This is a genomic window from Novosphingobium sp. RL4 (genome assembly GCF_035658495.1).
Taxonomy (GTDB): domain Bacteria; phylum Pseudomonadota; class Alphaproteobacteria; order Sphingomonadales; family Sphingomonadaceae; genus Novosphingobium.
In genome coordinates this window covers 1,370,706-1,393,102 of sequence record NZ_CP141945.1, presented here as the reverse complement: position 1 = coordinate 1,393,102, position 22,397 = coordinate 1,370,706, and the positions used below count along the sequence as shown (strand labels likewise).

The 22,397-nt window shown below is 64.2% G+C and carries 19 protein-coding genes and 1 pseudogene; 11 read left to right on the top strand and 9 right to left on the bottom strand.

The features are described 5' to 3' along the window. The first annotated feature begins 4 nt into the window (after positions 1-4). Genes kdpB through U9J33_RS23090 form a run of 4 tightly spaced genes read left to right on the top strand, consistent with a single transcriptional unit; the run spans position 5 to position 5,993 of the window. Positions 5-2,020: a potassium-transporting ATPase subunit KdpB gene (gene kdpB / locus U9J33_RS23105; protein WP_324699297.1), complete on the top strand. Its 2,016-nt coding sequence runs from the start codon at positions 5-7 to the stop codon at positions 2,018-2,020. A gap of 12 nt (positions 2,021-2,032) precedes the next feature. Then, complete coding sequence (kdpC, locus tag U9J33_RS23100) at positions 2,033-2,641, top strand: potassium-transporting ATPase subunit KdpC (RefSeq protein ID WP_324699296.1); 609 nt, start codon at positions 2,033-2,035, stop codon at positions 2,639-2,641. Beyond that, positions 2,638-5,310, top strand: a complete 2,673-nt coding sequence (locus U9J33_RS23095) for a sensor histidine kinase KdpD (protein ID WP_324699295.1) — start codon at positions 2,638-2,640, stop codon at positions 5,308-5,310. The genes kdpC and U9J33_RS23095 overlap by 4 nt, the downstream gene beginning before the upstream one ends. After that, the gene (locus U9J33_RS23090) at positions 5,307-5,993 is read left to right on the top strand and encodes a response regulator transcription factor (protein WP_324699976.1); all 687 of its coding nucleotides are present in this window, start codon (positions 5,307-5,309) and stop codon (positions 5,991-5,993) included. The genes U9J33_RS23095 and U9J33_RS23090 overlap by 4 nt, the downstream gene beginning before the upstream one ends. On the opposite strand, the gene U9J33_RS23085 is transcribed toward U9J33_RS23090, so the two are convergent. Further along, positions 5,969-6,634, bottom strand: a complete 666-nt coding sequence (locus U9J33_RS23085; protein WP_082370126.1) for a YitT family protein — start codon at positions 6,632-6,634, stop codon at positions 5,969-5,971. The two genes, U9J33_RS23090 and U9J33_RS23085, sit on opposite strands and share 25 nt — an antisense overlap. 249 nt (positions 6,635-6,883) lie before the next feature. Between U9J33_RS23085 and U9J33_RS23080 the strand changes: the two genes are divergently transcribed. Next, complete coding sequence (locus tag U9J33_RS23080; RefSeq protein WP_054434945.1) at positions 6,884-7,264, top strand: winged helix-turn-helix domain-containing protein; 381 nt, start codon at positions 6,884-6,886, stop codon at positions 7,262-7,264. On the opposite strand, the gene U9J33_RS23075 is transcribed toward U9J33_RS23080, so the two are convergent. Both U9J33_RS23075 and U9J33_RS23070 read right to left on the bottom strand, forming a co-directional pair. After that, positions 7,265-8,269 (bottom strand): cytochrome c peroxidase, encoded by a 1,005-nt coding sequence (locus U9J33_RS23075; protein ID WP_324699294.1) that lies wholly within the window; start codon positions 8,267-8,269, stop codon positions 7,265-7,267. It abuts the gene before it with no gap. A gap of 8 nt (positions 8,270-8,277) precedes the next feature. After that, positions 8,278-8,997 carry a hypothetical protein gene (locus U9J33_RS23070; protein ID WP_324699292.1) on the bottom strand — a complete coding sequence of 240 codons (720 nt, stop codon included), beginning with the start codon at positions 8,995-8,997 and terminating at the stop codon, positions 8,278-8,280. A 78-nt stretch (positions 8,998-9,075) separates the two neighbouring features. Here U9J33_RS23070 and U9J33_RS23065 point away from each other — a divergent pair, with 78 nt between their 5' ends. Beyond that, a complete protein-coding gene (locus U9J33_RS23065; protein ID WP_324699291.1) occupies positions 9,076-11,133 on the top strand; it encodes a TonB-dependent receptor in 2,058 nt (685 codons plus the stop codon). A 283-nt stretch (positions 11,134-11,416) separates the two neighbouring features. On the opposite strand, the pseudogene U9J33_RS23060 reads toward U9J33_RS23065, so the two are convergent. Together U9J33_RS23060 and U9J33_RS23055 are read right to left on the bottom strand one after the other, a co-directional pair. Then, positions 11,417-11,841: pseudogene (locus U9J33_RS23060) on the bottom strand (integrase); the annotation flags it as partial. Between the two features lie 195 nt (positions 11,842-12,036). Next, on the bottom strand, positions 12,037-12,957 hold the full coding sequence (locus U9J33_RS23055) for a LysR family transcriptional regulator (RefSeq protein WP_324699290.1): 921 nt from the start codon (positions 12,955-12,957) through the stop codon (positions 12,037-12,039). Positions 12,958-13,054: 97 nt separating this feature from the next. On the opposite strand from U9J33_RS23055, the gene U9J33_RS23050 reads away from it, so the two are divergent. Then, the gene (locus U9J33_RS23050; RefSeq protein ID WP_324699289.1) at positions 13,055-13,924 is read left to right on the top strand and encodes an aldo/keto reductase family oxidoreductase; all 870 of its coding nucleotides are present in this window, start codon (positions 13,055-13,057) and stop codon (positions 13,922-13,924) included. Positions 13,925-13,958: 34 nt separating this feature from the next. On the opposite strand, the gene U9J33_RS23045 is transcribed toward U9J33_RS23050, so the two are convergent. After that, a complete protein-coding gene (locus U9J33_RS23045; protein WP_324699288.1) occupies positions 13,959-14,603 on the bottom strand; it encodes an alpha/beta hydrolase in 645 nt (214 codons plus the stop codon). 255 nt (positions 14,604-14,858) lie between these two features. Beyond that, positions 14,859-16,127 carry a S41 family peptidase gene (locus U9J33_RS23040; RefSeq protein WP_324699287.1) on the bottom strand — a complete coding sequence of 423 codons (1,269 nt, stop codon included), beginning with the start codon at positions 16,125-16,127 and terminating at the stop codon, positions 14,859-14,861. Positions 16,128-16,237: 110 nt separating this feature from the next. Between U9J33_RS23040 and U9J33_RS23035 the strand changes: the two genes are divergently transcribed. Beyond that, the gene (locus U9J33_RS23035) at positions 16,238-16,855 is read left to right on the top strand and encodes a helix-turn-helix domain-containing protein (protein ID WP_324699286.1); all 618 of its coding nucleotides are present in this window, start codon (positions 16,238-16,240) and stop codon (positions 16,853-16,855) included. Between the two features lie 481 nt (positions 16,856-17,336). On the opposite strand, the gene U9J33_RS23030 is transcribed toward U9J33_RS23035, so the two are convergent. Beyond that, the gene (locus U9J33_RS23030) at positions 17,337-17,756 is read right to left on the bottom strand and encodes a GNAT family N-acetyltransferase (protein WP_054434307.1); all 420 of its coding nucleotides are present in this window, start codon (positions 17,754-17,756) and stop codon (positions 17,337-17,339) included. 268 nt (positions 17,757-18,024) lie between these two features. Here U9J33_RS23030 and U9J33_RS23025 point away from each other — a divergent pair, with 268 nt between their 5' ends. After that, a complete protein-coding gene (locus U9J33_RS23025; RefSeq protein WP_324699975.1) occupies positions 18,025-18,816 on the top strand; it encodes an SDR family oxidoreductase in 792 nt (263 codons plus the stop codon). A 5-nt stretch (positions 18,817-18,821) separates the two neighbouring features. After that, the gene (locus tag U9J33_RS23020) at positions 18,822-19,730 is read left to right on the top strand and encodes a glycosidase (protein ID WP_185999348.1); all 909 of its coding nucleotides are present in this window, start codon (positions 18,822-18,824) and stop codon (positions 19,728-19,730) included. A 567-nt stretch (positions 19,731-20,297) separates the two neighbouring features. On the opposite strand, the gene U9J33_RS23015 is transcribed toward U9J33_RS23020, so the two are convergent. Beyond that, positions 20,298-21,194, bottom strand: coding sequence for an AraC family transcriptional regulator (locus tag U9J33_RS23015; RefSeq protein ID WP_324699285.1), 897 nt, complete (start codon positions 21,192-21,194; stop codon positions 20,298-20,300). A 189-nt stretch (positions 21,195-21,383) separates the two neighbouring features. On the opposite strand from U9J33_RS23015, the gene U9J33_RS23010 reads away from it, so the two are divergent. Continuing rightward, entirely contained in the window at positions 21,384-22,115 is a 732-nt protein-coding gene (locus U9J33_RS23010; protein ID WP_324699284.1) for an SDR family oxidoreductase, read from the top strand. Positions 22,116-22,397 lie beyond the last annotated feature (282 nt).

The window sequence follows — 22,397 nt, the reverse complement described above, 5'->3', positions numbered from 1 at the left end:
TGTCATGACGACACCCAACTCGATGTTCTCGGCCCGGCTGGTCGTGCCCGCGATCGGCGATGCCTTCCGCAAGCTGGACCCGCGCGAACTGGTGAGGAACCCGGTGCTTTTCACCACGGCGGTCGTCGCCGTCCTGCTCACCGTGCTGCTGATCCTCGGCGGCGAGCCGCTGCCGCGCGGGTTCCAGATCCAGCTCATCGCCTGGCTCTGGCTGACCGTGCTGTTCGGCACCTTCGCCGAGGCGCTGGCCGAAGGGCGCGGACGGGCGCAGGCGGCCTCGCTGCGCGCCACCAAGTCGGACCTCACCGCCCGCCTGCCCGATGGACGCTCGGTTCCTGCCTCCCAGTTGAAGAAGGGCGCCGTGGTGGTGGTGACGGCGGGAGACCTCATCCCCGCCGACGGCGAAGTGATCGAAGGCGTCGCCTCCGTCAACGAAGCGGCCATCACCGGCGAAAGCGCGCCGGTGATCCGGGAAGCCGGCGGAGACCGTTCCGCCGTCACCGCGGGCACCCGCGTCATTTCCGACGAGATCCGGGTGCGGGTCACGCAGGAGCCGGGCCAGGGCTTCCTCGATCGCATGATCGCCCTCGTCGAAGGCGCGGAGCGGCAGAAGACCCCCAACGAGATCGCCCTTACCATCCTGCTGGTGGGCCTGACGATCGTGTTCCTGATCGCGGTCGCCACGATCCCGGCCTTTGCGCACTATGCCGGCGGCGCGATCCCGGTAGCGGTGCTCGCGGCCCTCCTCATCACCCTGATCCCCACCACCATCGCCGCGCTGCTCTCCGCCATCGGCATTGCCGGGATGGACCGCCTCGTGCGCTTCAACGTGCTGGCGAAGTCGGGCCGCGCGGTGGAAGCGGCGGGCGATATCGACGTGCTGCTGCTCGACAAGACCGGCACGATCACCGTGGGAGACCGTCAGGCCGCCGAGTTCCGCCCGGTTTCCGGGGTCGGTGCCGGCATCCTCGCCGAAGCCGCCCTGCTCGCCAGCCTTGCCGACGAAACGCCCGAAGGCCGCTCGATCGTGGTGCTGGCGCGCGAAGGCCACGGCCTCGTGCCCGGCGCGCTGCCGCAAGACGCCGAAGTCATCCCCTTCACCGCGCAGACCCGGATCTCCGGGCTGAAGAGCACTGCCGGACTGGTCCAGAAGGGTGCGGTAGACGCAATCCTGCGCGCCAATCCGGACGCGGCATCCTCGCCCCAGGCCGCCGAACTGCGCCGCCTCGCCGAGGAAATCGCCCGTTCGGGCCAGACCCCGCTCGCAGTCGCCCGCGACGGCCGCCTGCTCGGGATAATCGCGCTGAAGGACGTGGTGAAGGCGGGCGTGCGCGAACGTTTCATGGAACTGCGCCGGATGGGCATCCGCACGGTGATGATCACGGGCGACAACCCGCTGACCGCCGCCGCCATCGCCGCCGAGGCAGGCGTGGACGATTTCCTCGCCGAAGCCACGCCCGAGGACAAGCTGGCGCTGATCCGCAAGGAACAGCAGGGCGGCAGGCTCGTGGCGATGTGCGGCGACGGCACCAACGACGCCCCCGCCCTTGCCCAGGCCGATGTCGGCGTGGCGATGAACACCGGCACCCAGGCCGCGCGCGAAGCGGGCAACATGGTCGATCTCGACAGTGACCCCACCAAGCTCATCGAGATCGTCGGCCTAGGCAAGCAGCTCCTGATGACACGCGGCGCGCTGACGACGTTCTCGGTCGCCAATGACGTGGCGAAATACTTCGCGATCATCCCCGCCATGTTCCTGGCGCTCTATCCCGGCCTCGGCGTGCTCAACGTGATGCGCCTCGCCTCGCCGGAAAGCGCGATCCTCTCGGCCATCGTGTTCAACGCGCTGATCATTCCCGCGCTGGTGCCGCTGGCGCTGAAGGGCGTGACATACCGGCCGATGGCCGCCGGTCCGCTGCTGGCCCGCAACCTCGCGGTCTACGGCCTCGGCGGCCTGATCGCGCCGTTCATCGGCATCAAGCTCATCGACCTTGCGGTCACCGCGCTCCACCTCGTCTGAGGAAATGCATCCATGCTCAAGGATCTCACCACCGCCGCGCGCCCCGCGCTCGTGCTCACCGTGCTTTTCGCGCTCCTGCTCGGCCTTGCCTATCCGCTGGCGCTCACGGGGATCGCGCAGGCCCTGTTCCCCCGGCAGGCGAACGGCAGCCTGATCGAGCGCAACGGACAGGTGATCGGCTCGGCCCTGATCGGCCAGGCCTTCACGCAGGACCGCTACTTCCACGGCCGCCCTTCCGCCGCGGGCGCCGCCGAACGGGGCGGCTACGATGCCATGGCCTCCTCCGGGTCCAACCTCGCCCCCACCAGCCAGGCCCTTGCCGACCGCGTCAAGGCAGACGTTTCCGCGCTTCAGAAATCCCCAGGTTCCCTCGTTCCATCCGACCTGGTGACAACTTCCGCCTCGGGGCTGGACCCCCATGTCAGCCCCGAGGCGGCGCTTTTCCAGACCGATCGCGTGGCCCGGGCGCGCGGCCTTGAAAAGGCGCGGGTGGATGCGCTGGTGGCGCGGCATGTCGAACGCCCCCTGCTCGGTTTCCTGGGCGAACCGCGCGTCAACGTGCTCGAACTCAATCTCGCTCTCGACAGCATGGCGGCAGGCGGCGCACAAGCACGGCCGTGAACGATCCCCGGCCCGATCCCGACGCCCTCCTTCGCGCCGCCGCGCGCGAGAACCGAGGCCGCCTCAAGGTTTTCCTTGGGGCGGCTCCTGGCGTGGGCAAGACTTACGAGATGCTGGCAGAAGGCGCCGCTCTCGCCAGGGCGGGGCTGGATGTCGTGGTCGGCGTTGCCGAAACCCATGGCCGGGCGGAAACGGCGGCGCAGCTTGCCGGGCTCGAGATCGTACCGCTGCGCCGCATGGCCTATCAGGGCCACGCGCTGGACGAGATGGACATGGACGCCATCCTCGAACGCCGCCCGGCGCTGGTTCTGGTGGATGAACTGGCCCACACCAACGCCCCCGGCAGCCGCCACGACAAGCGCTGGCAGGATGTGGAGGAACTGCTGGCGGCAGGGATCGACGTCCATTCCACGCTCAACATCCAGCACCTCGAAAGCCTGAACGACGTGGTCGCCTCGTTCACGCATGTCCGCGTGCGCGAAACCCTGCCGGACCGGATGCTGGAGGAGGCCGAACTCGAAATCGTCGACATTCCGCCCGACGAACTGATCGAGCGCCTGCGACAGGGCAAGGTCTACGTGCCGGAGGAAGCGACCCGCGCGCTTGGCGCGTTCTTTTCCAAGTCCAACCTTTCGGCCCTGCGCGAACTGGCGCTCCGCCGCGCAGCGCAGGCGGTGGACGCGCAGATGCTCGACTATGTGCGCGCCCACGCCATGGCCGGGACCTGGGCGGCGAGCGACCGGCTGGTGGTGGCCGTCAGCGAACAGCCCGGCTCGCTCGAACTGGTCCGCGCCGCCAAGCGCATGGCAGACGCGCTGCGGGCACCGTGGACCGCCGTCCACATCGAGACCCCGCGCAGCGCCCGCTTCAGCGACGGCGAGAACGCCGCCCTCGCCGATGCGCTGCATCTTGCCACCCAGCTTGGCGGGCAAGTGGCAACGCTGCCGGCCGAGACCGTGCTCGCAGGCCTGCAGCGCTTCGCGGCGGAAGCCCGCGCGACCCAGTTGATCGTCGGGAAATCGTCCCGCTCGCGCTGGTTCGAACTGCGCCACGGCTCGATCGTCGACCGACTGGTGCGCGAAACGCAGGGGCTGGCGGTCCATGTCCTGCCCACCGGCGACAATGCGGCACAAACCCCTGTGCCGCGCCTGAGCCGGCCGCGCGGCGAATGGGGCAGCCTCTCCGGCTACCTCGTCTCCTTCGCGCTCACCGCGGCGGTGACGCTGATGGGCACGCAGATCCTGCGCACCGGCAATATCTCGGACCTTGGCCTGCTCTACCTGCTGCCGGTGATGGTCGCCGCCACGCGCTACGGCCTGCGTACCGGCGTCGTCACCGGGCTGCTCTGCTCGATCGGCTACAACTTCTTCTTCATCCCGCCCACCCACACCCTGACCATCGAGGACCCGCGCAACATCCTCACCGTACTGGTCCTGCTCGGCGTGGCGGTGGTCAGCAGCCAGCTTGCCGCGCGGGTGCGGGCGCACGCCTTGCAGGCGCAGGCCAGCGCCGCGCAGAACGGCGCGCTGGCGGGCTTCGCGCGGCTGCTGACCGGGGTGAGGACGGTGGACGACCTGGGGCACCTGCTCTGCGCCGAGATCGGCCGCCTGCTGGCCGGCAATGCGGTTCTCCTGATGCCCGGCGATGACGGCCTCTCGCAGCGCTGGAGCTGGCCGAAGGAAGCCCATCTCGAAACCCTCGACCTTGCCGCCGCGACCTGGGCCTACGACAACAATGCGCCAGCCGGGCGCGGGTCGGACACGCTGACCGCCTCGGAATGGCTGTTCCATCCGCTGGCGGCGGGCGGCGCGGCGATGGGCGTCTTCGGCCTGGCCCGCAGCGATGCCCGCGCGCCGGTGCGGCCGGACCAGTTGCCCCTGCTGCTCAGCCTGCTCGATCAGGCCGCGCTCGCGCTGGACCGGATCCTGCTGGAAGGGCAGATGGCCGAACTGTCGCAAGTGCGCGAACGCGACCGGCTGCGCCATGCGCTGCTGTCCTCGGTCAGCCACGACTTGCGCACGCCGCTGACCACGATCCTCGGCACGCTCGATGCGGTGCGCACCACCGACCCCGAGCAGGAAGAACAGATGGCGGCGGCGCGCGGCGAGGCGGAGCGGCTGCACCGCTTCGTCACCAACCTGCTCGACATGGCCCGGATCGAGGCGGGCGCGCTGCACGGCAAGGCGGAGCCGGTGGACCTGGAGGAAGCGGTATCGGGGGCCCTGCACCAACTGCGCGCGCTGCTGGGCGGACACCGGCTGGATATCGCCATCGCGCGGGACGTGCCGATGGTCATGGTGGACCCGCACCTGTTCCACCATTGCCTCACCAACCTGATCGAGAACGCCGCCAAATACGGCGATCCCGGCGGACCCATCGCAATCGCCGCGCGCCGCATCGGCCCCGGCCTCGAACTGACCGTAGCGGATCGCGGCCCCGGCATCCCGCCCGGCGAGGAAGAACGCATCTTCGAGACTTTCGCCCGGATCGAGGGTTCGGACCGCAAGGGCGGCACCGGCCTCGGCCTTGCCATCGTCAGGGGTTTCGCGCTGGCCATGGGACTCTCGGTCTCAGCGGCGGCCCGCCCGCCCGATGCGGACGGCAAGGGAGGCGCCTGCTTCACGATCCGCTTCGATCCGGCCCATCTCAGGGAATGGCCCACGATATGAACCCCAACGTCAAGATTCTCGTCGTCGATGACGAGCCCGCCATCCGCCGCCTGTTCCACGCAGGGCTCTCCCGCGCGGGCTATCAGGTGGTGGAAGCCGGCACCGCCCGCGAGGCGCTCAATGCGCTTACGATCGACAAGCCCGAAGTGGTCCTCCTGGACCTCGGCCTGCCGGACCGCGACGGGCTGGAGCTGATCCCGATCCTCAAGGGGCGCACGGCGATCATCGTCGTCTCCGCGCGCGACGCCACCGAACAGAAAGTGGCCGCGCTGGACCTCGGCGCGGACGACTATGTCGCCAAACCGTTTGACAGCGAAGAGGTCCTCGCCCGGATCCGCACCGCGCTGCGCCACCGGCTGCCGGTGGAAAGCGGGGAAAAGCCCGTGCGGCATGGCGATATCGAGATCGACCTCACCGCCCGGATCATTCGCAAGGGGGGCGCGGAAATCCACCTCACGCCAAAGGAGTACGGCTTTCTCTCGGAACTTGCGCGCAGTCCGGGCCGGGTCATCACCCACGCCCAGCTCCTGCGCTCGGTGTGGGGGCCGGGCCACGAAAGCGATGTCGAATACCTGCGCGTGGCCGCGCGGGGCATCCGGCGCAAGCTGGAGGACGATCCCTCTCAGCCGGCCATGCTTCGCAACGAGCCCGGCGTCGGCTATCGCCTGGTCGGGCTGGACTGATCGTCCTGCGCGGTGCGGCGGGCGGCGCGCAGCGGGGAAAAGCCCGCATAGCGCCCCGGCCGCAACCACAGTCCGGTAACAAGGCCCATCGAAATCGCGCTCACCGCCGACCATGCCAGCTTGTCCGCCGGCAGGAACAGTGCCGAAGCGCCAAGGATCGCAAAGTCGATCGCGATCTGCGAGCGGCCGATGTTCCAGCCCCGCTTCAGGAACAGCCAGTACGTGACGATGCCGACCCCGCCAACCCCGGCCCCGTGCCGCACCACCGCCAGCGTGCCCATGCCCAGCAGGGTGCCTGCGCCCACGGCTGCGGCGAAGGGATCGTTGACCTCGATCGTCAGCGCGTGCTCGGCCAGCACAGAGGCCAGCGCGATGCCGCCGCTCGCCGCGATCGTGCGCAGGGTGAACAGCGAACCCATCGCCCGCAGCGCCAGCGCCAGGAACGGAACGTTGAGCAGGGCGAACAGCAGGCCCGGCGGCAGCGGCGCGAAATGACCGACCAGCAGCGCCAGCCCCGCCATGCCGCCTGTCACCAGCCCCGCCGCATGGAGAATGGTCAGCCCAAGGCCGATCAGCACGCTGCCCACGGCGATCGCGTAGATATCCTCGATGCGGCCGTGGCGGACCGTATTGGCGTTCATGGGCGAAATTCGCTTCGTCTGGTGTGGAATCCTGGGAGCCATTTATGCAGGTGCGAACACCGAGTCGAGCCTTGTGATAGTCCCGGAACAATCCGGCTTTCCAGCGGGATTTCGCGCAAGGATGCATGGCGGCGAAAACCCGGCGCGCATGTAATCTTTCGCAGGTGCGAAGACCCGCTTTCGGCGCTCGCACCCATCGCCGAACTCGGCTAGATTCGCGGTCCCTATCGCCAACATTCGACCGAGCCCATGACCGACCCCTCCCACCTCAAGCTGCGCGCCCGCATCTATTGCGGAGACGAAATCGCCATGGGGCCGGGCAAGGCGGACCTGCTGGAAGCCATCGCCAGCCAGGGTTCGATATCGGGCGCCGGGCGCGCGATGGGGATGAGCTATCGCCGGGCGTGGCTCCTGGTCGATGCCATGAACCGCTGCTGGGACCAGCCGCTAGTCGAGACGGTAGCCGGAGGAAGCCACGAACGCGGCGCCCGCCTCACGGAAACCGGACGAACGGTGCTGGAACGCTTCCGGTCCCTGCAGGGCCTCATGGCCGCTCTCGGGAACTCGCCGGAATACGCCGCGCTCGAGGCCAGCTTGCGCAGTACCCCGCTGCCCGCCAAGGGCGAGTGATCAAAGCGCCTTGCCGCAGGCGGTGCGCGGCAAGGCATGCCGGGGATCGGCCAGAAACGCCGGATCGGTAAGCGCATCGAGGAAAGCGAGCAGCGGTTTCGCCTCGTCCTGCGGCATCGCCTCGAAACCCGCGTGGGCACGCAGCGCCCCGGCGAGCGTGGGAATCGACCCGTCGTGAAGATAGGGCGCCGTCACCCCGACATTGCGCAAGCCCGGCGTGCGAAACCCGCCCATGTCCCCCGCCACGCCGGTCACTTCCGCCAGACCCGCGTCATCTCCCGGAATGTCTCCGGGTGCAGCGATCCGGTGGAAGCGCGCATCTGTAAAGTCGGCCCCGGCATGGCATGAGGCGCAATCTCGCGCAAAAAAGGTCGCGCCCTGCCTCGCCTCGGCGGAAATCGCATCGGCCTCCCCGCGCGAGAACTTGTCCCACGCACTGTCCCGCGACACGAGCGTGCGCTCGAAAGCGGCCAGCGCCTTCGTGACCTTGCCGTAACCGATGCCGCCCGCCTCGCCCGGGAACGCCTTGCGGAACATCGTCCGGTAACACGGATCCCGTCCGAGCCGCTCCGCGATATCGGCTTCCCGCCCCTTCATCCCCATCTCTACCGGATGGTCGCCCAGTACCGGAACCGAGACTTGCGCCTCCAGCGTCGTCTGGCGCGGATCGGCCCATGTCAGCGGGGAAAGCCAGGCGAGGTTGACCAGCGCCGGCACGTTGCGCCGCCCCGGATCGTCCAGCGCGCCGGGGTGAGTGCGATTGCCGTCGGCGAAGGCGTGGTGCTGCTCATGGCAGGTCGCGCAGGACATCGTCCCGTTCACCGAGAGATCGGCGTCGTAGAACAGGCGGCGGCCCAGCTCGACTTTCGCCGCGCTCATCGGATTGTCGGCGGGAACGCGGGGCGCCGGAACGCCCGCGCCCCAGTCCCACCCCGGACGGGACCGTGCCGACAGGCCGGAGAGCGTCGCGGCAAGCAGCGACAGCCCGAGCAGGGCGTATCGCATCCGCCCGCTCAGGGCAGCCGGGCGACGAGCAGGGGAAGCCGGTCATCGGCATTGGCCGAGACCTGCAACAGGTAAGTTCCGGGCTCGAGCGTGAAGTCCACCATCTTGCGGATTCCCGAGCAATCAGGGCCGTGACCATGCGCGGTCGAGGTCATGGCCGTGCCGTCTCCCGCCTTTTTCCCGGCCTTGATGACATCGATCCAGGCCGCCGAACCGAGCGCGACGCGATAGCTGCCCGCCTCCGCGACATCGAACGTGTAAAGGCCGCCGAAACTGACCGAACCGCCCGGCTTTTCCGGTCGCTGGGCATAGCGCATCTCCGGGGTCGGCCGCAGACCGCCCTCGATCCCCTTGCCGATCGCGATCGTGGCGCCCGAAAGCGAGCGCGTGTCACGCGCCGCCAGCAGCCGCGTGCGCTGGTTCCAGGCGGCGAGTTCGGGCGGCAGCTCCACCGGATCGGACGGGCAAGCCATCGGACTGGGCATGCGATCCGCCATAGGCGAAGATTCGCCGCCAGGGGAGCCGGAAGCCGCCGGGCCCGGTGCCTCGGCCGGTGCCTGAGCAGGAGTTTGGGCAGGGGCCTGAACCGGCGACTGCATCGGGATGACCTGGGCCCAGGCCGTTCCGGAAACCGACAGCGCGGCAAGTATCAGCGCCGTTCCAAGCCCGGCCCAAGGAGGCGCACGCCCCATCATCGTGGATGCCCCATTGTTGTAATCGTCTTTCATGTTCGCCCTCGACTATATACCACCAGATATAGAGAATCGCCGGAATGGCGACAGGCCAAAAATATGGGGGTTTCATTCATGCGTTCCGCATCAGCACTTGCGGTTACTTTTTCCTGCGCGCTCGGGCTGCCGGTTCTGGCCGCGCCCGCGCTTGCCGAAACTGCCGCGACGACCGAACAGGGCAGCGCCTTCACGCTGGGGCAGATCATCGTCACCGCCCCCACGCAATCCACGCCGACGATCTCCTCCTCCACGCTCGACGCCGACGCCATGCGGCTGTTCCAGCGTGCCAGCCTGGACGATGCGTTCAATCTCATGCCCGGCGTCTCCTCCTCGAACAGCGGCGGTTCTCGCAATGAACGCCTGATCAACGTGCGCGGTTTCGACCGTTACCAGGTGCCGCTCTCGATCGACGGCATCCGCGTCTACCTGCCCGCCGACGGGCGGCTCGATTACGGCCGCTTCCTCACCGGCGATATCGCGCAGGTGCAGGTGGCCAAGGGCTATGCCTCGGTGCTGGACGGCCCCGGGGCGATGGGCGGTGCGATCAACCTCGTCACCCGCAAGCCCGTCCAGCCGATCGAAGCAGAGGCGCGCGGAACCCTGGACCTGGGCCGAAAGGGCGAATACGCAGGCTACAATCTCTTCGCCCTGCTCGGCACCCGGCAGGACAAGTGGTACGCGCAGGCCAGCTACACCCGGCGCTTCACCGACCACTGGGATCTTCCCGGCGGCTACGAACCTGCCGCAGGTTCGGCGGAAAACGGCGGCCACCGGGACTTCTCGCGCACCGAGGACTGGCGCGTCAACGCCAAGCTGGGCTTCACCCCCAACGCCACCGACGAATATTCGCTCAGCTATACCCGGCAGGAAGGCTCCAAGAACGCGCCGCTGCACATCTCCGATGCCCCGTCCAGCCAGCGCAACTGGTCGTGGCCCTACTGGAACATCGACAGCATCTACTTCCTCTCCACCACGGCGCTCGGCGATGTGGCCACGCTGAAGACGCGCGCCTATCGCAACGGCTTCGACAACCTGCTGCGCGCGTTCGACGATGCGACGCAGACCACCCAGACCAAAGGCCGCGCCTTCAACAGCTACTATGCGGACACTGCCTGGGGCGGTTCGGCCCAGATCGACGTGAACGTCAGCGGGTCTGACCGCTTCAGCGTCGCGGCCCATTACCGGCGCGACAAGCATGTCGAATGGCAGCAGGCCTTCCCTTCCGGCACCACGGAACCCCGGCAGACCAGCATCGAGGAGACCTACAGCATCGCGGCCGAAAACCGCCTTGCCTTCAGCCCCGCCCTGGCGCTGACCACCGGCGTCAGCTTCGACTGGCGCAATCTCACGCGGGCGGAGGACTACGCCAGCAATGTCCTGATCGCCTATCCCCTGCATAACGGTAAGGCGCTGAACGGACAGGCGCAGCTCGTCTGGACGCCGGACCCGCTGACCAGCCTTCACGCCGGAGTCTCGTCACGCGCGCGCTTCCCCACTATCTTCGAGCGGTTCAGCTCCCGCTTCGGCGGCGCGGTGTCCAGCCCGGACCTCAAGGCCGAACGCGCCACCAATTACGAAATCGGCGGCACGCGCGATTTCGGCCCGCTCCACGCCGAAGCCACGTTGTTCTACTCGCACCTGAACGACGTGATCGTCGCCTTCCCGTTCCTCTACCAGGGCCAGTCCGTGACCCAGAGCCGCAACCTCGGCAGCGGCAACTACTACGGCGGCGAGATCGCCCTGACGGCAAGGCTGACCGAAACGCTGAGCCTCGGCGGCAACTACACCTACACGCACCGCGACCTCGACGACCCGACCAACTCGGCCTTCCAGCCGACCGGCGTTCCCACGCACAAGGCCTTCGTCTGGGCCGACTGGGCGCCGCTGGGCGGCCTGCACATCCTGCCCAACGCCGATATCGCGTCGAACCGCTGGACGGTGAACACGGCCGGAACCGAATACTATCGCACCGGAAGCTACGTGCAGGCCAACCTGACCGTGAACTACGAGGTCCGCGAAGGCATCGTCATCGGCGCGGGCGCACGCAACCTGTTCGACGATTATTATGTGCTGGCCGATGGCTTCCCCGAACCGGGCCGCAGCTTCTTCCTGTCGTTCCAGTACAAGTATTGAAAGCGATCCCTGCATCGCACCGACATTGCCCCGGGACGATGCAGGGACGCCCACGTGAATGACCGGGATGGGCAGATGGTGTTGGAAAACTCTGGCTTGAAGTAGCCTGTGTGGTCTGATTCACTGTTCCAGCAGGACGGAGACAGGCTGATGATGGGTGAGCGGACGATGGCGCAGGAGGCGCTGTTTTACAGCTTGAACCTGGAACGGCACGTGCCGGCAGGCCGTCTACTGCGATCGATTGACAGGTTCGTCGATCTGTCCGGCATCCGCGAGCAAGGGTCTTGGATGGGCGCAGAGAGTGAGTGCCATAATCTTCGCCGGGAAGTCCGATCCCCGTGACCCATTCGTCAACAAGGCGAGCATATTGCCTGGTGCTTATGTGGGCTGCGTGATCGGTACAGCTAGGAAATGCAAAATCCTCCAACAACCCGCCTCTCAGTTCCAGCCATTTGAGCAGGCTGGCGCGAGCATCGGTCATCAGTTCAAACTGGGCCCGTCTGCCGGTCCTTTGCTGTACGACCGTGGCCCGTGTTCGAATTTTCCGATCACAAAAGATATCGCTGATCCTGATTTTCACCAGATCGCATCAAAGAAGCGGATCGCCCATATCTGACGGGGCTTGAGCGCTCGCTTTGCTCCAACCTTGCGCCCGGCGTTCCAAGATACCCGCTCGCGAGCGCCGGGATCAAACTCTGATAATCCCATGACACATCTCCTATGGCCCTGACGGCCAGAGGTAGAACACTTCTAGAGAGGCCGACCCATTGCGGCCGTTCAGCAGCCAATTTTTCAGTCTTCGCTGCTGCCTATCCGGTTCGGGTAGTTGTCGACGAGTCGAGGACATTCAGATCAGTGCGGGCGAAGGCCCTGATTGCAAATCCTGCTGCAAGCGGACAGTCGTTAACCTTGCGCTTGCGGCGCAGCTTGCTCCTTCCGGGTGAAGTCGATGAATGCCCTGAGTGGAGGCGGAAGCTGGCGGCGGCCGGAATAATACAGCATCGGCCCCGAGAACGGCTCGTCCCATTCGTCGAGTATCCGTTCCAGGGCCCCCGACTGCATGGCCGGGGCAAGCCAGTCCTCGAAGAGCCTTACGACACCGAGCCCCGCCATTCCGGCCTCGACCAACAGGTCGCAAGCCGAACCGGGCTGGATAAGGAGAGGACCGGGCGGGTCGATACGGATCACTTCGTCACCGCGCTCAAATTCCCAGATGGCCAGCGCGCCGCTGGAGAAGCGCAGGCGCAGGCACGCGTGGTGAAGTAGGTCGCGGGGATGCGCGGGGCGGCCATGGACATCGAGGTAGGCCGGAGCCGCCGCCGTGATTATCCGCTGCGACCGTGGTCCGATCGGTAACGCGATCATGTCCTGCTCCAGCCGTTCCTCGTAGCGGATGCCGGCGTCGGCCCCGGAGGCGAGAATATCGACGAAGCTGTCTTCCACGGTCACTTCCACCCGGATCTGGGGATGCGCTTTCAGGAATGTCGGCAGGATGCCGGGAAGGACGGTTCTGGCGACATTCGCCGGGACGTTGAGCCGCAGGGTGCCGGCCGGCTGGTCGGTCTCGGCATGGACGGCGTCGAGTGCGGCATCGATCTCGTTAAGGGCGGGGGAGAGGCGCTCGAACAGCCGGTTGCCCGCTTCGGTGGTCGAGATGCTGCGCGTCGTGCGGTGCAGCAGGCGCACGCCCAGCCGCGCCTCCAGCCGCCGAAGCGCTTCGCTGAGACCGGATGCGGAAACGCCCGATACCCGGGCGGCCTCGCGAAAACCGCCTGCGCGGGCCACGGCCACGAAAGCCGATAGATCGTCAAGTTCAGTCGCCATTGTGCATATTCTCGCACAGCCTGTGCTTAACTGCACGGCTTATCGATCGTTGGCAAGCGGTCCATATGCCTAGGTCGTAAACTCAGGAGATTTGCGCATGACCGATCTTGTACCCGCGAAGACCTTTGAACTTGGCGACCGTACCGTCAGCCGGATGGGCTATGGCGCCATGCAGCTTGCAGGGCCTGGCGTATTCGGCCCGCCGCGCGATCGCGCCGCCGCCATTGCGGTCCTGCGCGCCGCAGTAGAGGCCGGGGTCAACCATATCGACACGAGCGACTTCTACGGACCGCACGTCACCAACCAGATCATCCGCGAAGCGCTGCATCCCTATACCGATGATCTGGTCATCGTGACCAAGGTGGGCGCCGTACGTGGCGACGACGCCGCGTGGCTGCCGGCGCAAAGCCCCGCCGAACTGACGCAGGCGGTGCACGACAACCTGCGCAATCTGGGCCTGGAGCAGCTCGAAGTCGTCAACCTGAGGCTGATGGGCGATGTCCACGCACCGAGCGAAGGATCGCTCGAAGTACAGTTCTCCACGCTTGCGCATTTGCGGGAGCAAGGCCTGATCCGGCATCTTGGCCTCAGCAACGTCACACCTTCGCAAGTGGCCGAGGCGCAGAGGATCGCTCCCGTGGTCTGCGTCCAGAATCAGTACAATCTCGTCCACCGTGCTGATGATGCACTGTTGGAAGACCTGGCCGGCCAGGGGATCGCCTATGTCCCGTTCTTCCCGCTGGGCGGGTTCAGCCCGATCCAGTCGGATGCGCTTTCCCGGATCGCGGCGCGGCTCGAAGCCAGCCCGTTGCAGGTTGCGCTGGCCTGTCTGCTGGCACGTTCGCCCAACCTGCTCCTGATCCCCGGCACCTCGAGCGTTGCGCATCTGACCGAGAATCTGGCGGCCGCGAACCTGCGGTTGTCGCAGGATGTTCTCGACGAGATGGACGTCGTGGCGGGCACCTGAAATCTGCCGCCGTCAGAGGGTGCACGCGCGGTGTTCAACCGATCACGGTCCGGGCGAATGCCGCAGCTGCCTCAAGGCCATCCTGCCCGACGCTGTGGCCCAGCCCTGGCGAGACGTGCATCTCGACAGGCACGCCGGCTGCCGTGAGTGCGGCGCTGGCCAGATCCATGGAACGGAACGGCACGACCTCGTCTTCCGTACCGTGGATCAACAGGACCGGAGGGCGGCTGCGGATATCCGCTTCCAGCAAATCCGGTGCGACCAGCATGCCCGAAATCCCGATGATCCCGGCGACGGTTTCTTTCCGGCGCAACCCGACGTGGAGTGCCATCATCGTCCCCTGACTGAACCCGACGAGTAGCAGGCGGTCGCCGGTCAACCCGGCCGCTTGGAGTTCTGCAGTAAGGAAAGCATCGAGAGCCGGCGCCGCAGCCGCCGCGCCGGCCGCATGTTCCGCCGCCGAGAAGGTCTCGATCGGCCACCACTGGTAAGCGGCTGCCATGTGAGGGATCTGCGAAGGGGCATTCGGCGCTACAAAGGCCGCATCGGGCAAGGTGGGCTGGATCATGCGCGCCAGCGAGATCAGATCTTCGCCATTGGAGCCGTATCCATGAAGCAGGACCACCAGTCCGGTGGGGGCCGTGCCGGAGAGCGTAGCGAGGCGGGGGCCGTCGAGCATCAGGATAATCCTTTTAGATTGGCAATCTCAGCATAAATGCCTGCATTATGAAATTCGAGGATCCGACCCATTGTCGCCTTCCCGCCGTCGACCCTTCCCAGCCATTCCGCACCCAACTTTCCGTTCCAAGTTGCGGCCAGCCCGCTTTCTCGACCTAGACGTTCGGGACAGGCCGGATCCAGATCGGCTGATTTTGTTGCAAACCCGCAAGGAACCTTCCCGACGGGTTTGCGGTTGCCTTGCGCCGGTCCTTTCCTAAGGAGCGGTGTGGCGACCACTGGGGACCGTCGGCTCCAGAAACCCTGGTGCAGATGTCCCCAAGGGTGGCTCAAGCACAAAGCGCGGGTAGGAGAGAACCAATCCTGTATTGGGGAGCGTTATGGATTGCACGCCGCCGGATTGCTGTGTTCGTGCGCTGTTTCCGACCCCCCTGAGAGTGCCGAAGCCATAATCACGCACGACATTTCCGAACAGCACGGCGGATGAGTACGTCAATGGACCGATCAGGACCTCAACCTTGCCGTTGAAATGCAGCGCTTCGCCAAGGGTTGGGACGGTCGCGGTCTCGATGCTCCCCGATGAAAGTGAGCCATCGCGTTCGCGTTTAACGTAGGTCGAGCCCTGCTTGTAAGGTTTGGTGGCAATGTAGCGGAGGATACCTTCTTTCCACATGTCGTCATCGCCGCCGCCATTGGCGCTGACATCGATTACCAGACGCTGCGTAGAAGCCGCCTTCATCTGTGCGAAACAGTCATGCGTAAATTTGAAATACTGTGCCTTGTCGCTCCAAGCGAATGAGGCAACCTTCAGCGACGCTGTGTGGTCCGCGTTGATGCGGCAGGAGTAAAGGCGATCAAAATTAGCCTCTTGCTGCAAAATCGCCGGAAGCACATGCCCCGCCGAGACCCGATGCGACATCGGAGAGCCTGCGAATTGAAGATCATAGACTGCCGGAGTGCCATAGAGTTTGGCAAATCCAAGCCACCAGCGCTGCGATAGCAAGGCTGCCCGAAATGCCGGCGTATCTCCATGCATACGAGCCAGCAAAGCGTACGTTACGTCCTGGGCATCACGACCACTTATTCTCACGATCCTACGCCCGGCGAACGGCGTCATCTCGCCGCCCAGTTTTGCCGTAATGACCGGATAGCCCTGCTCGTCGAGTTCGACTTCGAAAGGGAAAAATCCGGTTCCTCGACGTACTTCCGCTGCGCTCTGTTCTCGCCAATTCGGCAAGCCGATGAACAAGTGGCCGTCCGCGAGCAGCGGGTTAAGTTGGGCCATGGCCGCCCACGCCTCCCCCTGCGTCATGGCACGAGACAGCTGCCCGCGTATTGACGCTGCGGCGGCTTCCAGGCGCTCTCGGGTCGTCGAGCGTTCAAGTTGCGGATGTTGCCGTTCGATTGTGTCGATGGCGAAGCGCAGATCTGCCTGCAGAGCAGCGGGCTCAAATGATTGCGGAGCAGCTGCCAAGCCGATGTTAGGCAAAAGGCATACCGAAACCACGATCGCAGCAAGGACCATTGAACAATTCATGATCGGCTTTCCTCATTTGCAGCCTCGTACGGATCACGGACTTCCATCGAGCGATTCGTTGAAATATATGAGCTGTATTTCAACAGGAGTCCATGCGGATGAGTCATCAATTCGATCCGGGGGCGCTCACCGATCCGGCGATGATCCGACTGCTGAGTTCGCCAATGCGCCAGGAACTGATGGACACTTTGGCTGCCATCGGGGGCGAGGCGAGCGTTGCTACGTTGGCGGAAGAGCTGGGGCGTCCGGCAGATGGCTTGTATTATCACTTGCGTGCGCTCGCAGCGGCTGGGTTGATCTGCGAAGTGCCGGCGGACGATAACGGCGATCGGCGATACCGATTGGCAAGCCACGATGGCGGTCCAATTCGGCTGGCCTACGATCTGCGTCCTAATGGTAATGCTGCCGAACTGAGAAATTTCGCTCATGGATTGATGCAAATAGCTGAACGCGATTTCCAGGATGCGCTGGGTAGAGTGAATGCGGTAGTTTCCGGTCCTAAACGAGAATTATGGGCTTCGCGCAACAAGGGCTGGCTCAGCGATAGCGACCTGACCGAGGTCAACACTCTGCTCGAACGCTTGAGTGAATTGACGAGCCAACCGAAGGACGAAGGCAAGAATCACCTTGTTAGCTTGGTCTTTTCGTTGGCGCCGATTGATCCACGACCGAAGCGAAGGGCTTCTGGCAAGGCACGGAAGGGACCGGTGTCGTAGCTCGCATACAGCGTGGGCCTGAGCCGTCCATTCGTCGCGACGCAAAGAGCGGGATGGCTGCCTGGAATCGGCACGTAGCAACTACTTCTGCCGTCAACCCTTGTCGGTCGCTCGGCTCTCGATTTTGCGCTACCAGGTGCGGACTGGCAGCTTTCCCATTTTGGATGCCTTCGACTGGCCGTTAGCGGAATGTCGCGTTCGGAAAGGCGCGAGTGAGATGGCTGCCGATCGGGCATTACGGAAAACATCTCTGAACGGGGTTTCCGACATATTTTCAATCCGACGGGGCTTTCCGTACAGCGGACTTCATCGTATGATGATGATCGGTGTACATACGAGCCTTTGCAAGTTCCTTCTTGCATAAGCGGGCATTAATGCAGTCTCGCTACACGACAATCAGGCAATTTCCGACGCCTCAGGCTGGAAATCCCTGCCGTAAACTGCCGTCGGCCTCCATCATATTTTTTCTGGAAGATTGAGATCAAAGCTTCTTACGAAGAAAAAGCCGCTTTTGGCCGATGGGATGATCGTCGATTATGGCGAATACCTCAAAGCCCAGCTTTTCATAAAATCCGCTAGCCTGAAATTCGAATGTGTCGAGCCAGACCCCGATGCAATCATTGGATCGAGCGATATTTTCAGCTTGTTCCACAAGGGCTTTGCCATAGTTCTTGCCACGATATTCTAGCGGAATGGCAAGCATTTCTATAATGAGCCAGTCATAGGCGCACTGGCCCCAAAGCCCTCCTACATTGTCACCCATCTCATTGGTTAGCAACACGGCGATGGGCCGAATACACGGATCACCCGCACGCATTATGTTGTGAGTGTGTAGGGGCCTGAAAATCGCTTCGTATTCAGCGTCGGAGGGATTTTGAGATGTTTTTATAAGTAACGTCATGACGTTAGCATATATTGAAGTGCTTGATCCGCAACGACTGAGCGGGGCGTATCGCCTGAATCAATCGAAGGTTGAACCACACTAAGTCCTCCCGACAATCGGGTGTTTTCCGGCACGGCCGGTTTCGGGAGCCTGCCTTAGGGCACTGAGCGACTGACAAAGGGCGCAAAGCGGCCCCAAAGTAGCCATGCCCCTGAATATGTTATGCCCAGACAATCCAAGGTGATTGAGCAACGGCACCTACGACACCTTCGGGTGTTATCTGCGCATGGCGCATCACACATTATCCTTCGGCCAGACATCGGTCGCGATCGTGACGGGTGGGGAATCGGGAATCGGGCGCTCCGCCGCGATTAAACTGGGTAAAGCGGACCTCCCTGTCGCGCTGACCTATTTCGCAGATCAGGGCCGAGCGAATGCAGTCGTCGCCGAAATCACCGACAGCGGTGGGAGGGCCGTGGCTGTACGGACCGATGTCGGCGATGAGCAGAGCGTCGAGGCACTCTTCGATCTGGCAGAAGAGCGCTTCGGCACGGTCGACCTTCTCGTCAATTCGGCCGGGCTGAATATGACGGGCGTGATGCTGCGCGATATGGAGTTGGTCCAGTTCGATCGCCTGATGCGCGCCGATCTCTACGGTCCGTTCCTGACATGTCGGCGCATGGTGCGCGCGCTGGATGGTGCGAACCGAGGCGGCCGGATCGTCAACATATCCTCGATTCACGAGCGCGCGCCACGTGCAGGCGGGGTCGACTATGACGCCGCCAAGGGAGGTCTCGCGCAGCTTACAGCGACCCTCGCGCTGGAACTCGCGCCGAAGCGTGTGGCGGTCAACGGGATCGCGCCTGGCATGATCCTGACCCCGATGAACCAGAGCGCGCTCGATCATCCCGACGAACTGCGGCGCAAGGAAATGGCAATACCTTGGGGCCGCGCAGGAACGCCGGACGAGGTGGCCGATCTGATCCTGTTCCTGCTCTCATCCGCCGCAGACTATATCACCGGCACCACGGTTACGATCGACGGCGCGCTGTCGCTGACCGTTGCGCAAGGAGCCTGACGGGAATGGCCGCCTATGTTGTCGAGGAATTGCAGACCGTCACGCTCGATATCGCCGGGCCCGACGGGCGATTGGCACATCATGATTTGATGAGCCCCTATGTGTGGATGGAGGGTGAGACCTATCGCTTGCTCGTCCGCGTCGTTCCCAATCCTTTGAGGCCGGACGATCCGACCGGAGTTATCTGGGCCGGGGAATCAGATGATGGTCTCGTTTTCCGAATGAGTGAGGCACCGGCGATCCTGCCTGGCCCTAATCCCGACGATGCCGGCGGATGCGAGGATCCGACCGTCGTGCTTGGTGAGGATAGCGCCTATCTTGTCTTCTACACTGGCGTCGATGCCGCCCGGTCACAGGGCGCTCTGCTGGTGGCGAAAGGGCGCGACCTAACCAGCCTGCGCGAACAACGGGTCATGCTCAAGGCGCCCGACGGCGAAGGCAACATCAAGGAAGCGACGCTGGCGCAGGGATCGGACGGGCGGTTCCGACTCTTTTACGAATATGCCAGGGGCAATGCCTCGCGGATCGGCATGGCGGAGGGGGCGACGGCCGAAGGTCCGTGGACGGTAATCGATGATCCATTCACGATCCGGGAGGACAGCTGGGACAATTGGCATCTGTCGACCGGACCAATCGTCCAGCAGCCAGGCTGTGATCCGGTCATGTTTTACAACGGGGCGACGGTGGACGCGCGTTGGCGCATCGGCTGGATCAGCTTCGCACCCGATTTCAGCTGCGTGACCGGGCGAGGCCTTGAACCGATCCTCATGCCGCCGCCCGCCAAGAGCCGGGACGCCACCGACATTGCCTTTGCGGCGTCATGCATTGTGACTGGTGACGCAATCTGGCTCTATTATTCGTTGGAGGACAAGATCCTTCGCCGCGCACGGATCCACCGTTACACCACGCGGTAGATCAGCCTAAGACTTGCGCGAGACGGATGATCGGCAATCTTGAGGATTGGCAGATCGGTTGCACTGACCGGACCCGCGCGACGCATCGATTTAGATTTCGGACGGCGGCTTACAAGCGAGGCTGTTGCATCTTTGAAAGGCTAGAGTTGGCATTTTGCTGCTTTCCCGCCGTCGACCCCACGCAGACACTCGGCTTTCATTTCGAAACTCCAAAGTGCAGACCGTCAGCTATATCTCGCGGCTGTCGCTCGGATTTGTGCAATAGCGCCATCGGCAAGTGCCGCTTGCTGTTAGGGCAGAGAAGCTTTGTTCTCTAGCGCATGATCCCAAACATGTGTCGTCTGTCTCGATGTCGCACCCAATTTGTCGCGCCAAGGGGGACATGAGATGCGGACGGTTCGCAATGCTCGGGGAGCGGACCCTATTTTGCAAGCGACGATGATCAGCGAGTGTTTGTCGATCCAGTCTTTGGCGCTCTCCAAGCGCGCCATTGCTCCCTGTAACGAAGCCGATCACAGCTGGGCAATTATCGTCGCCCCGCATCGGACCGAACTACGCCTCGCCCCCTCAAATCGCCATAGCCATCTGCGGCGTTGCCCTTAACCGCCTCAAGTCGCGGACAGGCGGGGCGCCGAAGAGGCGACGATACTCTCGGCTAAACTGGGAAGGACTGTCATAGCCAACACGGAAGCCCGCCTCTGCCGCATCAAGCCGGTCGGCTAGCATCAGCGCCCGCGCTTCCTGCAACCGCAGCTGCTTTTGATATTGCAGCGGAGTCATGGCGGTGGCGCGGCGAAAATGATCATGGAAGCTCGACATGCTCATGCCGGCAAGGGTGGCAAGGTGCGGTCCGCTAAATGGTTCGCGGAAATGGGCCTTAAGCCAGGCGATCGCTTTAGCCAGCTGGCTGGTGCGGCTTTCGCCGCTCGCTATCGCCCGCAGGACGCCTGCGCCCGGCCCGGTCATCATCCGCACCAGCAATTCTCGCTCGATGAGCGGCGCGAGCAGCGGCGCGTTCGCCGGATCGCCGAGCAGCGCCGTCAACCGCGTCGCCGCGTCAATCAGTTCAGGTGTCATCGGGTGTAGCGTCATCCCGCCGCTCTCCTCCGTGCCCGCCGGCAGGGGCGGCAGGGTTAGCGCGATCTCCGACAACAGGGCGGGGTCGAGATAGAGGCAAAAGCAGAGATAAGGCGCGTCGGCGCTCGCGCGTGTCACAGCGCCTGTGATGGGCAGGTCAAGTGAGGCGACGAGGTAGCTGGCAGGGCCATAGTCGATCACCGCATCGCCCAGCAGCACGCGCTTGCCGCCCTGCGCGATGATGCACAGCGCCGGACGCTGCACCATATGCACCGGCTCGCCACCCTGATCCGAGCGGACCAGCGTGAGCCGAGCGATGGGCGTGTCGACGATGCCTTCGCACTCGGCGTATCGGGCAATCTGTCGAGCCAGTTCTTGATGCGCCATCAGCGCTTCTCCCAGAGCCTTCGGTATGATCCGCCTACACAGTCGATAGCGACCGATCCAGCCCGACGCTAGAAATCTGGAATATCGTGCAATCATCCCGGATGACCGTTCTACCTCCTTCCGACCAGATAGCGCCATCTAACGGGCATTGGATCGATGGTTCGGTCCGTCTGAACAGGAGTGACTATCATGACTATCGAGGACAAGGTCATCGCGATTACCGGCGCCAGCAGCGGCATCGGCGAAGGCACGGCGCGGCTGCTAGCGGCGCGCGGCGCGAAGCTGATGCTGGGCGCTCGCCGCACCGACCGGCTCGCCGTGCTGGCGGAGGAACTGAACGCAGCTGGAGGCACGATCGCCTTCCGGTCGCTCGACGTCACCGACCGCGGCGATTTCGAGGCGTTCATCGCCGCGGCAGAGGCCGAATATGGCCGCGTTGATGTATTGGTCAACAATGCGGGCCTGATGCCGCTGTCGCGCTTCGACAGCCTTAAGGTTGACGAATGGGACCGGATGATCGACGTCAACATCCGAGGCGTCCTGCACGGCATAGCCGCCGCCCTCCCTCGCTTCAAGGGCCAGGGCAGCGGCCAGTTCGTCAACATTTCTTCGATCGGCGGCTATGCCGTGTGGCCGACCTGCGGCGTCTACAGCGCGACAAAATACGCAGTGCGCGCCATCTCGGAGGCGCTGCGCATGGAGCATGACGACATTCGCGTCACCATTATCGCACCGGGCGTCGTGGAATCTGAACTGGCCCACACGATCACCGATCCGGTCGCGGCGCAGGCAATGATCGATTTCCGCTCCATCGCGCTTACGCCGGACGCGATCGCGCGCGCCATCGCCTATGCAGTGGAGCAGCCGGCGGATGTGGATGTTAATACGCTAATCGTCCGGCCGGTTCGCTCAACAATCTGACGAGGATGGGGGCATTCGCATATGCCCCCCGTAACTCGGCCGCAGACAAAGTCCTAAGCGCTCTTGAATTTCTCGAAGACTATATAGGATAAATACGGCCAAACTTTGCAACCTCTCGAATTTTTACTACGAAGCCAACCTCAAAAATCGCGCTCGACCTGACGATCTATCTTGTCCGAACCGACCCATTTACGAAATTCTGACCATGCTTTTGCTTACTTCGGTGCGGACGGTCCGATCAGGTAGCTTCCGATTAACATACGATGCCCGATTCGGTGCTTG

What these genes read in the sequence shown, in the direction of transcription:
- kdpB (WP_324699297.1), top strand. Translation starts at nt 5, where the DNA reads ATGACGACACCCAACTCGATGTTCTCGGCCCGGCTGGTCGTGCCCGCG.
- kdpC (WP_324699296.1), top strand. Translation starts at nt 2,033, where the DNA reads ATGCTCAAGGATCTCACCACCGCCGCGCGCCCCGCGCTCGTGCTCACC.
- U9J33_RS23090 (WP_324699976.1), top strand. Translation starts at nt 5,307, where the DNA reads ATGAACCCCAACGTCAAGATTCTCGTCGTCGATGACGAGCCCGCCATC.
- U9J33_RS23085 (WP_082370126.1), bottom strand. Translation starts at nt 6,634, where the DNA reads ATGAACGCCAATACGGTCCGCCACGGCCGCATCGAGGATATCTACGCG.
- U9J33_RS23080 (WP_054434945.1), top strand. Translation starts at nt 6,884, where the DNA reads ATGACCGACCCCTCCCACCTCAAGCTGCGCGCCCGCATCTATTGCGGA.
- U9J33_RS23075 (WP_324699294.1), bottom strand. Translation starts at nt 8,269, where the DNA reads ATGCGATACGCCCTGCTCGGGCTGTCGCTGCTTGCCGCGACGCTCTCC.
- U9J33_RS23070 (WP_324699292.1), bottom strand. Translation starts at nt 8,997, where the DNA reads ATGAAAGACGATTACAACAATGGGGCATCCACGATGATGGGGCGTGCG.
- U9J33_RS23065 (WP_324699291.1), top strand. Translation starts at nt 9,076, where the DNA reads ATGCGTTCCGCATCAGCACTTGCGGTTACTTTTTCCTGCGCGCTCGGG.
- U9J33_RS23055 (WP_324699290.1), bottom strand. Translation starts at nt 12,957, where the DNA reads ATGGCGACTGAACTTGACGATCTATCGGCTTTCGTGGCCGTGGCCCGC.
- U9J33_RS23050 (WP_324699289.1), top strand. Translation starts at nt 13,055, where the DNA reads ATGACCGATCTTGTACCCGCGAAGACCTTTGAACTTGGCGACCGTACC.
- U9J33_RS23045 (WP_324699288.1), bottom strand. Translation starts at nt 14,603, where the DNA reads ATGCTCGACGGCCCCCGCCTCGCTACGCTCTCCGGCACGGCCCCCACC.
- U9J33_RS23040 (WP_324699287.1), bottom strand. Translation starts at nt 16,127, where the DNA reads ATGGTCCTTGCTGCGATCGTGGTTTCGGTATGCCTTTTGCCTAACATC.
- U9J33_RS23035 (WP_324699286.1), top strand. Translation starts at nt 16,238, where the DNA reads ATGAGTCATCAATTCGATCCGGGGGCGCTCACCGATCCGGCGATGATC.
- U9J33_RS23030 (WP_054434307.1), bottom strand. Translation starts at nt 17,756, where the DNA reads ATGACGTTACTTATAAAAACATCTCAAAATCCCTCCGACGCTGAATAC.
- U9J33_RS23025 (WP_324699975.1), top strand. Translation starts at nt 18,025, where the DNA reads ATGGCGCATCACACATTATCCTTCGGCCAGACATCGGTCGCGATCGTG.
- U9J33_RS23020 (WP_185999348.1), top strand. Translation starts at nt 18,822, where the DNA reads ATGGCCGCCTATGTTGTCGAGGAATTGCAGACCGTCACGCTCGATATC.
- U9J33_RS23015 (WP_324699285.1), bottom strand. Translation starts at nt 21,194, where the DNA reads ATGGCGCATCAAGAACTGGCTCGACAGATTGCCCGATACGCCGAGTGC.
- U9J33_RS23010 (WP_324699284.1), top strand. Translation starts at nt 21,384, where the DNA reads ATGACTATCGAGGACAAGGTCATCGCGATTACCGGCGCCAGCAGCGGC.